The sequence below is a fragment of the Streptomyces adustus genome (assembly GCF_009377175.1).
Lineage (GTDB): Bacteria > Actinomycetota > Actinomycetes > Streptomycetales > Streptomycetaceae > Streptomyces > Streptomyces adustus.
The window spans coordinates 1-11,225 of the sequence record NZ_VJZD01000294.1; the positions used below are offsets into that span (position 1 = coordinate 1).

20 protein-coding genes are annotated in these 11,225 nt (G+C 71.5%); 14 read left to right on the forward strand and 6 right to left on the reverse strand.

Annotation, left to right across the window (positions count from 1 at the left end; all coding sequences use genetic code 11):
• The 6 genes from FNH09_RS40430 to FNH09_RS40455 form a co-directional block, all read right to left on the reverse strand.
• Positions 1 to 1,217 (reverse strand): AfsR/SARP family transcriptional regulator (locus FNH09_RS40430; RefSeq protein WP_202919864.1); only part of this gene is annotated, 1,217 nt, incomplete at its 3' end.
• Between the two features lie 399 nt (positions 1,218 to 1,616).
• Positions 1,617 to 2,513: a glycosyltransferase family 2 protein gene (locus FNH09_RS40435; protein ID WP_202919862.1), complete on the reverse strand. Its 897-nt coding sequence runs from the start codon at positions 2,511 to 2,513 to the stop codon at positions 1,617 to 1,619.
• A gap of 191 nt (positions 2,514 to 2,704) precedes the next feature.
• Entirely contained in the window at positions 2,705 to 3,433 is a 729-nt protein-coding gene (locus tag FNH09_RS40440) for a hypothetical protein (protein ID WP_152894854.1), read from the reverse strand.
• On the reverse strand, positions 3,430 to 4,929 hold the full coding sequence (locus FNH09_RS40445) for a C2 family cysteine protease (RefSeq protein ID WP_152894855.1): 1,500 nt from the start codon (positions 4,927 to 4,929) through the stop codon (positions 3,430 to 3,432). Before FNH09_RS40445 ends, FNH09_RS40440 begins: the two co-directional genes overlap by 4 nt.
• A 4-nt stretch (positions 4,930 to 4,933) precedes the next feature.
• Complete coding sequence (locus tag FNH09_RS40450; RefSeq protein WP_152894856.1) at positions 4,934 to 5,257, reverse strand: hypothetical protein; 324 nt, start codon at positions 5,255 to 5,257, stop codon at positions 4,934 to 4,936.
• Between the two features lie 171 nt (positions 5,258 to 5,428).
• A complete protein-coding gene (locus tag FNH09_RS40455) occupies positions 5,429 to 6,631 on the reverse strand; it encodes a cytochrome P450 family protein (protein WP_152894857.1) in 1,203 nt (400 codons plus the stop codon).
• 486 nt (positions 6,632 to 7,117) lie between these two features.
• Between FNH09_RS40455 and FNH09_RS40460 the strand changes: the two genes are divergently transcribed.
• From FNH09_RS40460 to FNH09_RS40510, 14 genes are all read left to right on the forward strand, one after another.
• A complete protein-coding gene (locus FNH09_RS40460; protein WP_152894858.1) occupies positions 7,118 to 7,513 on the forward strand; it encodes a hypothetical protein in 396 nt (131 codons plus the stop codon).
• Positions 7,510 to 7,737 (forward strand): hypothetical protein, encoded by a 228-nt coding sequence (locus FNH09_RS40465; protein WP_152894859.1) that lies wholly within the window; start codon positions 7,510 to 7,512, stop codon positions 7,735 to 7,737. The genes FNH09_RS40460 and FNH09_RS40465 overlap by 4 nt, the downstream gene beginning before the upstream one ends.
• Entirely contained in the window at positions 7,734 to 8,030 is a 297-nt protein-coding gene (locus tag FNH09_RS40470; RefSeq protein WP_152894860.1) for a hypothetical protein, read from the forward strand. The genes FNH09_RS40465 and FNH09_RS40470 overlap by 4 nt, the downstream gene beginning before the upstream one ends.
• The gene (locus tag FNH09_RS46895; RefSeq protein ID WP_156110857.1) at positions 8,027 to 8,209 is read left to right on the forward strand and encodes a hypothetical protein; all 183 of its coding nucleotides are present in this window, start codon (positions 8,027 to 8,029) and stop codon (positions 8,207 to 8,209) included. Before FNH09_RS40470 ends, FNH09_RS46895 begins: the two co-directional genes overlap by 4 nt.
• Positions 8,206 to 8,355, forward strand: coding sequence for a hypothetical protein (locus tag FNH09_RS46900; RefSeq protein ID WP_156110858.1), 150 nt, complete (start codon positions 8,206 to 8,208; stop codon positions 8,353 to 8,355). Before FNH09_RS46895 ends, FNH09_RS46900 begins: the two co-directional genes overlap by 4 nt.
• Positions 8,352 to 8,567 carry a hypothetical protein gene (locus FNH09_RS40480; protein WP_152894862.1) on the forward strand — a complete coding sequence of 72 codons (216 nt, stop codon included), beginning with the start codon at positions 8,352 to 8,354 and terminating at the stop codon, positions 8,565 to 8,567. The genes FNH09_RS46900 and FNH09_RS40480 overlap by 4 nt, the downstream gene beginning before the upstream one ends.
• Complete coding sequence (locus tag FNH09_RS40485; RefSeq protein ID WP_162469825.1) at positions 8,564 to 8,950, forward strand: DUF6907 domain-containing protein; 387 nt, start codon at positions 8,564 to 8,566, stop codon at positions 8,948 to 8,950. The genes FNH09_RS40480 and FNH09_RS40485 overlap by 4 nt, the downstream gene beginning before the upstream one ends.
• Positions 8,947 to 9,144 (forward strand): hypothetical protein, encoded by a 198-nt coding sequence (locus tag FNH09_RS40490; protein WP_152894863.1) that lies wholly within the window; start codon positions 8,947 to 8,949, stop codon positions 9,142 to 9,144. Before FNH09_RS40485 ends, FNH09_RS40490 begins: the two co-directional genes overlap by 4 nt.
• Positions 9,141 to 9,998 (forward strand): DUF2637 domain-containing protein, encoded by an 858-nt coding sequence (locus FNH09_RS40495; RefSeq protein WP_152894864.1) that lies wholly within the window; start codon positions 9,141 to 9,143, stop codon positions 9,996 to 9,998. Before FNH09_RS40490 ends, FNH09_RS40495 begins: the two co-directional genes overlap by 4 nt.
• A complete protein-coding gene (locus FNH09_RS47920) occupies positions 9,995 to 10,165 on the forward strand; it encodes a hypothetical protein (RefSeq protein ID WP_202919863.1) in 171 nt (56 codons plus the stop codon). Before FNH09_RS40495 ends, FNH09_RS47920 begins: the two co-directional genes overlap by 4 nt.
• Positions 10,162 to 10,473 (forward strand): hypothetical protein, encoded by a 312-nt coding sequence (locus FNH09_RS40500; RefSeq protein ID WP_152894865.1) that lies wholly within the window; start codon positions 10,162 to 10,164, stop codon positions 10,471 to 10,473. Before FNH09_RS47920 ends, FNH09_RS40500 begins: the two co-directional genes overlap by 4 nt.
• Positions 10,474 to 10,564: 91 nt before the next feature.
• On the forward strand, positions 10,565 to 10,765 hold the full coding sequence (locus FNH09_RS40505) for a hypothetical protein (RefSeq protein ID WP_152894866.1): 201 nt from the start codon (positions 10,565 to 10,567) through the stop codon (positions 10,763 to 10,765).
• A 25-nt stretch (positions 10,766 to 10,790) separates the two neighbouring features.
• Positions 10,791 to 10,925, forward strand: a complete 135-nt coding sequence (locus FNH09_RS49665) for a hypothetical protein (RefSeq protein ID WP_274390304.1) — start codon at positions 10,791 to 10,793, stop codon at positions 10,923 to 10,925.
• Complete coding sequence (locus FNH09_RS40510) at positions 10,925 to 11,113, forward strand: hypothetical protein (RefSeq protein ID WP_152894867.1); 189 nt, start codon at positions 10,925 to 10,927, stop codon at positions 11,111 to 11,113. Before FNH09_RS49665 ends, FNH09_RS40510 begins: the two co-directional genes overlap by 1 nt.
• Positions 11,114 to 11,225: the final 112 nt, after the last annotated feature.

Sequence of the window (11,225 nt, forward strand, 5' to 3'; positions counted from 1 at the left end):
GTGTGCGGGGGTGGGGTGTCCGCCTCCCCCGGCACGGCCGGACCGCTCCGCCCCGGACCGCTCCGCACGGCCGGTGCGCCCGACACACCACGTGCGTCGGGCGCGCTGGACGCAGCGGATCCGCCGGGCACCCGGGGGGCGGCAGGCACCGCAGACGCCGCAGGCACGGCAGGCGCCACAGACGCGGCGACCCCCGCAGGTGTGGCGAGCGCGGCAGGCGCCGCAGGCACGGCGAATGCGTCAGGCGCCACAGGCGTGGCGGGCACGGCGGGCATGGCAGCTCCCGCAGGTGCGGCAGGCGTGGCAACCCCCGCAGGCGCGGCAGGCCCAACAGGAACGGCCGGCACCGTAGGCATCGCGGGTGCGGCAGGCACCGCGGGCCGCGCAGGCACCCCGGGCCGCGCAGGTGCCGTGGGTGTGCCGGGTGTGCCGGGTGTGCCCCTCAGGACTTCCACATGCGCCTCGCGCACGCCCGGGCCCGGTTCGACGCCGAGCTCCCCGACGAGTCGGCTGCGCAGATCGCGATGGACCGCGAGGGCCTCGGCCCGGCGGCCGGTGCGGTGCAGGGCGAGCATCAGCTGACGGTGGTACGACTCCCGCAGCGGATGCTCGGCGGCCAGCGCGGCCAGCTCCGGCACCAGGGCGCCGAGCCGACTGCCGCCCACGGCGAGCTCGGCGTCGTAACGCCAGTCCTCCAGGAGCAGCCGCGCCTCCCTCAGCCGCTGGACGAAGGCGTACCCGCCCACCTCGGACGGCAGCCCGCTCAACGGGGCGCCCCGCCACAGCGCGAGCGCGGACAGGCACTCGCGTACGACCAGTTCCCAGTCGCGGGCGGCATGCGCGCCGCGCGCCACGGCGAGGTGCCGCTCGAACACATGGACGTCCAGTTCGCCCTCGTCGACGCGCAGCAGATATCCGGGCGGCGTCGCACGCAGCCGTTCCGGGTCGTCGAGCAGCCGACGCAGCCGGGTCACATGGTTGTGCAGCGAGGCCTGCGCGGAGGCGGGCGGCGCGCCGCCCCACAGGGTGTCCTTGAGCGACCCGACCGGGACGACCCGGCCGGCCTCCAGCAGCAGCGCGGCCAGCAGGGCCCGCACCTTGGGACTGCCGACGGCGCGGACGTCTGGGGCGCCACAGGTGTCATGGGCGTCCCGGGTGCCGCAGGCGTCGTACAGAACAGGCGGTCCCAGCAGTCCGAACCGCAGCGCGCACCCCATCACGCCGCTCACTGCACCTTCCCGCACGCCTGTCCGCTAGCGCCCTCCGGCGGAACCGGCGCGCAGGCCGATTCTCGCCCCTGCACGACAGGATCCCGCCACCGCGCCGCGCCACTCCGACGCGGCGATCCGTCCGCCGGTGTCCGCAGCGCCACGGCCGGTCCGCCCGTACCGCCCATCGCTTTCCGGCCGGTCGAGCGGCGACGAAGGGGCAGACCGTTGGCCACATGTTAGCGATCTGTTGGCCAGGCCTGATGTGATCATTCCATCGGATCCGGCCCCGACGGCGCACGCGTCGACGACGCGGAACTCGGGGGAGTGTCGCCGCCCCGGCCGGGTCCGGGAAACGCGAGGGGTCCCGGTCGTCAGAGGTGAACGGCCGGGACCCTGTCCGCGTTCTCAGATGACCGGCGGCCGCCCCAGCCGGGTCAGCCGCCAGACGGTCCGCCAGCGCATGGGCCGGCGTTCCCCGGCCGGCTCGCGCAGCCCTTCCACGAAGCCGCCGAACCAGGCCCGCAGCCCGCCGGCCGACCGGGTGCGCAGCAGGGTGACCAGGACCCACACCCCCAGGTGCACGGGGATGAGCGGCAGGGGAAGTCTGCGCCGGACCAGCCACACCCGGTTGCGGGCCGTCACCCGGTAGTAGATGGCGTGCCGGGCGGGCGAGGTCTTCGGGTGCTGGAGCAGCAGTTCGGGTGCGTAGAGGATGTGCCAGCCGGCGTCGGCGGCCCGCCAGGCCAGGTCGGTCTCCTCGTGCGCGAAGAAGAACGCGGCCGGCCAGTCGCCGGTCTGCGCCAGCATCGTCATGCTCAGGGCGTGGCCGCCGCCGAGGAACCCGGTCACGTATCCGCCCCGCATCGGGTCGGCCGCCCCGGCCCGCGGCACATGCCGCCGCTGGGTCTCGCCGTGCTCGTCGGCGATGCGGAAGCCGACGATGCCCAGCCGCGGGTCGGCGGCGTACAGCTCCCGCACCCGGCTCAGCACACCGGCGTCGACGAGCAGCCCGTCGTCGTCGAGCTCCACCACGACGTCGATGTCACCGAACTCACGCAGGCGGGCGAGGGCGACGTTGCGGCCGCCCGGGCAGCCGAGGTTCTCGCTCTCCTCGACGACCGTGACCTCACCGGGCAGCGCCAGCCGGTGCGCGAACTCGGGCAGCCGGCAGCCGTTGCCGACGATCACGATCCGGGCGGGCGCGAGGTCCTGCTTGGCCACCGACTCCAGCAGGGCGTCGACCTCGGCGGGCCGGTTCCCCATGGTCACCACCGCGACGGCGATTCTCGGCTCCACCAACATCCCTCACCCCATCCGGCCGACGGCGATGCCCGTCGTTCACCAAGATGTTGCCCCAGGTAGGGAAGGTCCCTCGACTCCGGTTAACTTTGCGTCCCGTTTGCGGCAATTTTCCTTACGGCAGGGGGAGTTGACCCTTCTCCCCGACCAGCCGCCGGGTTCCCCGGCCGACTCCCCCGGCCGCCCCGGCGGGCTCAGGCGTCGCCGAGCTCCCGGAGGTCCACATGGCCCGCCTTGAATTCCGGTGAGTTCATGTCGACGTTCATGTGGCCGGGATCGATGGCCTCGACCTTCCACAGCCGGTTCGCGATCTCGACCGTGCCGCCCTTGCGTACGTCGTCGTAGAAGGCGAGCTGCCCCTGGCCGGGCGCCGTCACGCTGATCGAGGCCCGCGCCGGACCGTCCTGGACGTCGGTCACGACGGCTCCCATGGCGGGCCCGTTGTCGGGCACGTGCCAGCGCAGCCGCCAGTGACCGTCCTGCGTCGTCGGCCACGTGGCCATCTGTGCTCCCTGGTTCGTGCCGTTGTGGTCCGCCGTGGTGAGGACCACGCGGTAGGTGCAGATCTGGGCGACCGTGTAGGCATGCCCGCCGAGGGTGACCTTGCCGCCCGGCGCCACGGTCCGCCTGCCGTCGTCGGCGGACAGCACGGCGGTGCGGTGCCGGCCGTCGGCCGCCGCCTCCGCGTAGGTCGCCTTGCCGCCGTCCGGCAGTGCCGTGGCACCGCCCCGCAGCAGATGCACTCCTGCGGCGCTCTTGGCGCCCTCGCACTCCGGGCCCTTGTCGGCGGCCGGCGCGGGCTGCGGGGACGACGCGGACGCCGGGGGCGTCGTGCGCTCCGACGCCTCGGGTGTCCCCGTACCGCCGCAGCCGGCCAGCAGCAGCGTGAGGCCGACGGCCCCACCGATTCTCGTGTTCCTCACCCTGCCACCTGCAACTCCTGGGGACTGTTGAAGTACTTCTCGTACTGTTCAGACGTCGCCTCGACGTCCAGGGCGCCGCCGCCCCACGGATTGCCGAGGATGACCTTGCCGTCGGCGGTGAACCCCTTGACGTAGAACACGTGCCGGCTGACGAAACTGCTCTTCCACTCGTTCGGTACGTCCTTGGGGTCGACCGATCCGGTCGCCACGATCACCGGGTGGTGCGACTCGAACGACTTCCTGAGGGCGTCGACGTTGTTGTCGATCGACTTGGAGTCGTGCCCGGTCACGTACGGCGGCGCCTTGTCGGTGTTGTCCCACTCGGTGGCGCCGTAGTCGCCGCTCTCGGCCCGGTCGTAGAGCTTGTCCCCCTGGTGGTTGTCCGGGGTGCCGCCGTCGTCGCCGCCGTACATCAGGGCGAACGCCTTCTCGTAGTACGCGGGCCAGGTCTCCTTGTTGCCGTGCGCCGACACCAGGTTCCCGTTCCCGTCCATCGGCAGGTCCGGGGTGACGGTCACCCAGTGCTGCTTGCCGTCCTTGTCCCAGATACGGACGTCCACCGTGCCGTTGGGGTTCTGCTTGATGCCCTCGGCGATGAACTTCGGGTTCGCCTGGGCCGTCGCGGTGAGGGACGCGATGTACCAGCAGTCCGCGAACTGCCCCTGCGAGATGCTCGACGCGTCGACCTTGCCCGGGGTGGCGAACAAGGGGTCGCCGGGCATGCCGTAGTGCATGCCCTGCACCCCCTGTTGCAGCTGCGAGTTGTAGCCCTGCAACCAGGCGTCCGTGGTGTCGAACCCCGGCTGGATCCCCGGGAACGCCGCCTCCAGCTTGGCCCAGTGCGACGGCCCGGCCTTCTTCAGCAGCAGGCTGAGGTGGTCGCGGAACTGGTCGTCGGGGATGCCGTCGTGGGACTCCCACCACCACATGCCGCTGTCGTCGGTCTTCTTCGCCAGGTCGCCGTAGCGGCGCAGGTCCTCGGCCGGGACCTTGGCGAAGAAGGCGTCGAGCTCGGCGGCGGTCATGCCGTCGAGCATGCTCTTGACCTTCTCCAGGTCGTCGCGGTTGCCGTCGTCGCCGAAGTCCTTGCCGTCCAGGGCCGCCACGGCCGCCAGCGCATCGGTGATCTTCTTCTCGTCCGGCGCGTTCTCGTCGGCGAAGGCGAGCGCCGGGTCGATGGCGTACCCCTTGTCGAGCAGGTCGTTGCACAGGTCCAGCTGGTTGCAGCGGCGCGTGATCGAGTCGGACATGTCGTGCAGCTCGTGGCCGAGCGATCCCGGCAGGGTGCCGCCGCCGAACGGCCAGACCGACAAGGGGTTGCCGACCAGCGGCTGAAGGGCCGCGCTCGTGGTCGCGGGCTTGCCGCGCAGCAGGCTCTGGGCCTGGGTGAGCACCGCGGAGACATCACTGTGCAGCTTGCCCGCGTTGTCGCCGAGCGTCTTCAGGTCGCGGCCGAGGCTGCGTATCTTCGCGCTGTCGAATCCGACGAAAGGCATCGGCTCATCCCCCGGGCTTGTCCGACTTGGCGGCCTTGGCGGCCTCCTCGTCGAGGTTGTGTGCCTCGGTCTCCCAGCGCCGCGCGTCCGCCATGAGATCACCGGCCATGGAATCCAGCGACTTCTTGCGGGCGCCCAGCGTCGCGGTGGACGTGTCGGCGAACGGCCCCTTCCAGATCGCGGGCGTCGCCTGCTTCACCGCGTTGTCGAGATAGCCGCCCAACGACCCCGCCAGCGCCCTTGCTTTGCGAGCGCACTCCCGCAGGTCCTCCGCCCGCTTTCGCAACTGCGCGGGCGTCTCGCCCTGTTCGTCCGCCGGTCTGCTCATGTCGTCCCCGTAGTCGATCGGCCGCAAGGCACTGGGAACCCACGCTAACAAAGGGCAGAAACGCGCAAGTACCTTTGCGTACCGGACAGTTACCGTACTGACACGAAGCCTCGGCAGCCCTGGCCGCATCAACGGCCACAGCGGTCACCGCACACGCCGGAACCGAGCCGCTCAGTAACGCACCGGAAGACTCAGCAGACCGCGGGACCGCATCGACGGCCGCCGCTGCGGTCCGTCCGGCGGGAGGTCGAGCGCGAGCCCGGGAAAGCGGTCGAAGAGGGCGGAGAGAGCGACCTCCGTCTCCATACGGGCCAGGGGCGCGCCGAGGCAGTAGTGGATGCCGTGGCCGAGGGCGAGGTGACCGCCGGCGTCGCGGCCGAGGTCGAGCCGGTCGGGATCGGTGAAGCGGCGCGGGTCGCGGTGGGCGGCGGCCAGGGACAGCAGGACGGTCTCACCGGCCGGAACGTCGACCCCGCCGATGGTGACGTCCTCGACGGGAAAACGGCGGACGGCCAGCGGCACGGGCCCGTCGTAGCGGGCGAGCTCCTCGACGGCGGGGCCGAGCCGGCCGGGGTCGGCGCGCAGCGCGGCCAACTGGTCGGGATGGCTGAGCAGGGCCAGCGTGGCGTTGCCGATGAGGTGGACGGTGTTCTCGTACCCGGCGACGAGGACCAGGAAGGCCAGGGACATGAGCTCGTCCTCGGTCAGCCGGTCCTCCTCGTCGCGGACGGCGATCAGGGCGGAGAGCAGGTCGTCGGCGGGGGCGGCCCGCTTGGCGGCGAGGAGCCCGGTGAAGAAGCCCAGGAGGGACCGGACGGCTTCCCTCGCCTGCTCAGGCCGGGCCGGATCCGGGGCCACGAGCGCATCGGTCCAGGACCGGAAGTCCTGCCGGTCCTCCGGGGCCACCCCCAGCAGATCGCAGATCACGATGATCGGCAGCGGTGCGGCGTACGCGGAGATGAGATCGGCGCGACCGAGCGGTGCGAGCGCGTCGAGCAGCGTGTCGGCGGTCCTTTTGACGGGTTCCCGCAGGAGTTCGACCCGCCGCGGGGTGAACGCCCTGGACACCAGCCGCCGGATGCGGGTGTGGTCCGGCGGGTCCATGTTGAGCAGATTGGCGTCCAGCGCCGGCGGCAGCGCGAACCCGTGATACCCGCCGGGAGTCGCGTTGCTCTTGTCCAGCGAGAGGCGGGGGTCGGCGAGGCCCTGGCGTACGTCGTCGTAGCGGGTGACCAGCCAGGCAGGCAGCCCGTCCGTGCCGGTGATGCGATGGACGGGCCCGGCCTCACGAAGCCGCGCGTACACCGAGTACGGATCGGCGAGCAGCTCCGCACGGTCAACGGGGGCCGGATGACTGGGTGTTGTGGCGGACATGAACCCCACCCTAGGCGGCGGCCCCCCGCCACGACGGGCCACAGGCCGAACACACCACCCCGGCGAGCACGCCCTCGCCCGGAGCCTCGGCCGACACTCGCCCCTGAACCAAAAAGCCCAGCTAGGACCATGTCCGAGCTGGGCTTCGACTGAGCCGCCTTCGGGATTCGAACCCGAGACCTACGCATTACGAGGTCTATTTGGCCACTTCCGGGGCCTGCGTGAACGTCGCACCATGCCTCTGACCTGCACGTTTTGCGTCCATCGCTGTCCTGGACTTTCCTCGGGCATCCCGTTCTGACCTGTACGCAATGTGTACTGCCCCCGCCGGGGACGTAGCGACACTATCTCTACTTCAGTGTTCACTTTGAACACTGACTCATGTATGGTGGACACCAGGCCGCCAGAAATGACGGCGGCCCCCGGAAGGTGTCTCACCACCAACCGAGGGCCTACGGACCACCTGCTACCAACAGGAGCCCCGCTATGGCACATGCTGCCACCCGCCGCGAGCGCCGCGCCACGCGCCGCACGCTTCGCGCCACCCTCCGCCACCGCGCCGCCGCCGGCCGCCTCGCCGCCAGCTGCCACCGCCGCCCGCGTTCCCTGGCCACTGTGGCCCTCGCCGCCGGAGTCGCCAAGGACACCGCAACCGGCGTGGCCAACGGCCTCCGCTCCGTGGCGAAGCGCCTCGGCCTCACCCCCGCCGAGCAGGCCCGCACCCGCCGCACCATCGCCGGAGGCCGCGCCCACCGCACGCACTCGGTCGCCCGCTGGAACCTCGGCCAGATCCGGACCCTGCTCGCCGCCTACCGGCCGCGCAAGCCGGAGTTCATCGCCGCCGTCGCCCTGCTCGCCGCGTTCGCCGGTGGTGCTCGATGAACGCCACCCTCGCCCCGGCCGCCGACCGGATCATCGGCCAGATCCGCGCCCACCAGGCTGCCGCCACCGCGGCCGGCCTCGGCAGCACCAACTGGGACGCCATCCACGACCTGCTGGTCCGCCTGATCTCCGAGGCCCCCGACCCGCAGCTCCGGGTCCGGGAGATCGCCGAACTCCTCACCGACCACGCCCGCTCCGCACGCTCGGCCGGGGGTGTCCGATGAACACGACTCGCTGCCACACCTACGCATGGTGTGTCGAGACCGGCGACCACTTCGAGCACTACAGCCCCGAAACCGTCGTCACCCCGCCCCGCAAGAACATGGACCCGCTCGCCAGCGCGTACACCTACGACCTCGGCTACGGGCCCGCCGTGTCCTTCCAGACCGAGGACTTCACCCCGGAACAGGCCCGGACCAAGGCGCGTGAGCTGCGCACGCTGGCCGACGCCATCGAGGTAATGGCCGACGCCGTGGACGCCATCCGCGCCGAGCAGCCCGCCGGGGGTGCCCGGTGAGCACATTCCTCGACCTCAACAAAGTCATCCCCGCCGCGCCCTCCGCCATCCACCACGCGCTGCGGACGGCCATGCCCGGCAAGTACACCCCCGAGCTGGCCGACGAGATCGCCGCCGATGTCGTCGCCCGCCTCGAACAGCTCCGGCCGCACGCCGAGCAGACCGGAGGTGTCCGGTGACGAACTCGACCGAGACGGCCCGCACTCTGCGGGCCGTCCCCGGCCGCCGCCGCATGGTGGCCGCCGGGCTCATCTCCCGCCAGGTCGACATCCGCATCACCAAGGCCGGCGTGACCGGCGTCATCCGTCGGAGGGCACAGCAGTGACCACCTACGACTCGTTACAGAGCATCGCCGGACACCCCCTGACCGCGCTCCCGGTCGACAACGAGGTCAAGCTCGCCCGCGAACTCCTCGCCGAGATCGCCGACCTCAACATCTACGACCACGGCCACATGGTCGGCGCGGCCACCGGGCTCATGCTGCGGCTGCGGTCCCTGGTCGACGCCGTCACCGCCGAGCGAGGTGCAGGCAAGTGAGCACCGAGCCGCGCACCATCACCCTGGCCACCATCGACCACGGCCCGGTCACCCTGGAAGAGCCCCAGTGGTGTGGTGGCCACGCCGACCACAATCCCGAAACGGCGCGGGCTGACCTCACCCACACGGGACCGGCCATCGCGTGCTCGTACTTCGGCTGGGACATTCTCGGCGCGGAGATCGTGCAGCACCCGTTCTCCACACCGTCCGCGCCCGAGCTGGGAAGCGCCACACCCGGCGTGTCGGTGTACCCGCTGGACCTGACGCTTTCCCCGGTCCAGCTGTACAGCCTCGCCGCCGCACTAGACAGATTCTCCGACCAGCTCCGCGCCCTCGCCGACCAGCTGACCACCCTCACTAGTAGTGATGGTGGCGACCGGTGAGCCGCTCCTACATCCGCCGCCCGACCGAGCTGGCCGCCATCCGCGCGGCCAGCCGGTCGGCCCGGCCACTCCCTCCCGTCCCCGCCTTACTGGCCGCGCTGCTCGAAGCGAACGAGCGCCGTGACCGCGAAGGCGTCCAACTGTGCGCGCACCGCGTCGTGCGCGCCTCCGAGCCCGAGGTGGGCGAAGCATGAACCTCAACCCGTCCCGAGCCCTGGCCATCGCCGCCGGCCTCGTCATCATCGCGCTCACAGCCGCCGCCTTTTGGCTGTCCTACGCACACCTCGCCGAGGTCGCCCTCGCCCACGGCATGCACGGCAAGGAAGTCCGCGCCTGGGCCTGGCCCGCCACCCTGGACCTGTTCATCGTCGCGGGCGAGCTGCTCATGCTGCGCGCCGCGCTGAAGGGCGATGTCGACGGGTGGGCGATCGGTCTGACCGTCGCCGGATCCGGCGGCTCGATCGCGTTGAACGTGGCCGGTGTCGGCTCGCACGCCGAACTCCTCGACTACGTGGTCGCCGCAGTCCCGCCCACGGCCGCCCTGCTCGCGTTCGGCGCCCTGATGAGGCAGCTCCACCAGGCCCTCGCCGAGCGCGACGAGCAGACCAACCGTAGCGATCTCGCCACGGTTGCTGCGGACAGTTTGTCCGCAGCAACGCCGTCCGAGATGACCACCGAGGCGACGGTGGAGCGTGTCGACGACGACCAGCCGCCCGCCCTCCCCGAACCCCCGCAGATGGTTATCCCCGAAGCCGTGCCCTGGCACTGGAAGACCGAGGCCACCGCCCCCGGCCAGCCGGACGACGCGACCCGCAAGGTGACCGCGAGCGCCTTCGCTCAGCACCCCCGGGAAGTGGTCACCCAGGTCATCGCCCTCACCCCTGGTGAGCTGCTGAAACGGGCGCACCGGCTGAACCGTGAGCGGATGGCAGCGGAGCAGCGCCCGGTAACCATCGCGCAGTTGCAGGATGAGTTCGGGATCAGCCGCCGTGAGGCGACCGAACTGCGCCGCCAGGTGGTCGCCCAGAGCGGTGGTGAGCGGTCATGAGGACTCTCACCTTGGGTGCCGTCCTCGGCCTGCTGTGGCTGCTGTTCGGATGGCCGTTTGCGAGTCCCTTCGGCGGACTCGCAACCCTGGTCCAGCCGGTCACCCTGGCCTTCGCCGCCGGTGTCCTCGCCCGCCCGTACCTGATCCGGCAGGGGTGGCTGCGATGACCGAGCCGACCCCGCTCCACAAGGCTGAGCAGGCTGCGTTGGAGGCCGCGGAGAACACGGACCTGGTCCGGATCGTCGCCGCCGTCCTCGCCGCCCAACAGGCCACCCAGCAGCACACCGTCCCGCCGCCGGCCCCGGTCCGCCCGGAGTTCGACGCGAAGAAGTGGTTCGTGATCGGTGGCGTCGTTGTCTCGGTCGGCCTGGTCGGCGCCCTGTTCGCCGTGGCCATTGCGATCGGCGCGACCTGCGCCACCGCGTGCCTGCTGATCCTGCGCTCGCTCTGGCGCGACATCTCCAAGGGCCGCTGACCCTTCCGTCCTCCGCCAGTCGTGGCGATATCGCAACGACTGCGGGGGTGCGGTGGGGCCAGACCGACTGGCCCACACCAAGGAGGAAGAGATGACCACCCACCACTCGGGCCGCGACTACAGCGGCTACAGCGCCGACCAGCTGCGTGAGGCCGCCCGGCGCATCAGCGTGGACCTCGCCCGGGAGCAGGAGATGGCAGGCGCCGGAGGGGTGCGGCCGGAAGGCATCGAGCGGCAGCAGGACCTTCAGAAGTGGATGCGCAACGAAGCCGCCCGCCGCGACCAGCGCTAACCCGGCCCACGACCAGGAGGACCCAATGCACCGCGCATACGTCACCAGCACCGGCCGAGGCTCGTACACCTGGACCTGCTCCTGCGGACGACCGGGCGGCAACTACGGCAGCCGGGCTGCCGCGCAGGCCGCCGCCGACAGGCACGAAGGGAAGAAGTGATGGCCGCCACCAGCGAGGACCCGCACAGCCTCGGGGAGCTCGCCCGCGTCGTCGTCCTCGGCGCCCGCATCGTCCGCCGCCAGGAGCGCGGCAAGCCCACCGCCCGCCTCGAAGCACGCGTCGACCGCATCCGCGCGCAGGCAGAAGCCCGCGAGGCCGCCCGCGCCAAGGCCAGGAAGAAGAAGTAGCGCCGCCCCGGGGACGGCGTCCCACCGCCAAGCAGTTCGCCGTCCCCGGGCCCCGGACCGCCCATCAGAACGACCGGAGAGATCAGCATGACTGACACCGTCATCCCAGCCC

Bases quoted from the DNA above. Each gene is read 5' to 3' on its own strand.
- FNH09_RS40435 (WP_202919862.1), bottom strand. From the start codon at position 2,513: ATGTTGGTGGAGCCGAGAATCGCCGTCGCGGTGGTGACCATGGGGAAC.
- FNH09_RS40445 (WP_152894855.1), bottom strand. From the start codon at position 4,929: ATGCCTTTCGTCGGATTCGACAGCGCGAAGATACGCAGCCTCGGCCGC.
- FNH09_RS40450 (WP_152894856.1), bottom strand. From the start codon at position 5,257: ATGAGCAGACCGGCGGACGAACAGGGCGAGACGCCCGCGCAGTTGCGA.
- FNH09_RS40455 (WP_152894857.1), bottom strand. From the start codon at position 6,631: ATGTCCGCCACAACACCCAGTCATCCGGCCCCCGTTGACCGTGCGGAG.
- FNH09_RS40460 (WP_152894858.1), top strand. From the start codon at position 7,118: ATGGCACATGCTGCCACCCGCCGCGAGCGCCGCGCCACGCGCCGCACG.
- FNH09_RS40465 (WP_152894859.1), top strand. From the start codon at position 7,510: ATGAACGCCACCCTCGCCCCGGCCGCCGACCGGATCATCGGCCAGATC.
- FNH09_RS40470 (WP_152894860.1), top strand. From the start codon at position 7,734: ATGAACACGACTCGCTGCCACACCTACGCATGGTGTGTCGAGACCGGC.
- FNH09_RS40495 (WP_152894864.1), top strand. From the start codon at position 9,141: ATGAACCTCAACCCGTCCCGAGCCCTGGCCATCGCCGCCGGCCTCGTC.
- FNH09_RS47920 (WP_202919863.1), top strand. From the start codon at position 9,995: ATGAGGACTCTCACCTTGGGTGCCGTCCTCGGCCTGCTGTGGCTGCTG.
- FNH09_RS40500 (WP_152894865.1), top strand. From the start codon at position 10,162: ATGACCGAGCCGACCCCGCTCCACAAGGCTGAGCAGGCTGCGTTGGAG.
- FNH09_RS40505 (WP_152894866.1), top strand. From the start codon at position 10,565: ATGACCACCCACCACTCGGGCCGCGACTACAGCGGCTACAGCGCCGAC.
- FNH09_RS49665 (WP_274390304.1), top strand. From the start codon at position 10,791: ATGCACCGCGCATACGTCACCAGCACCGGCCGAGGCTCGTACACCTGG.
- FNH09_RS40510 (WP_152894867.1), top strand. From the start codon at position 10,925: ATGGCCGCCACCAGCGAGGACCCGCACAGCCTCGGGGAGCTCGCCCGC.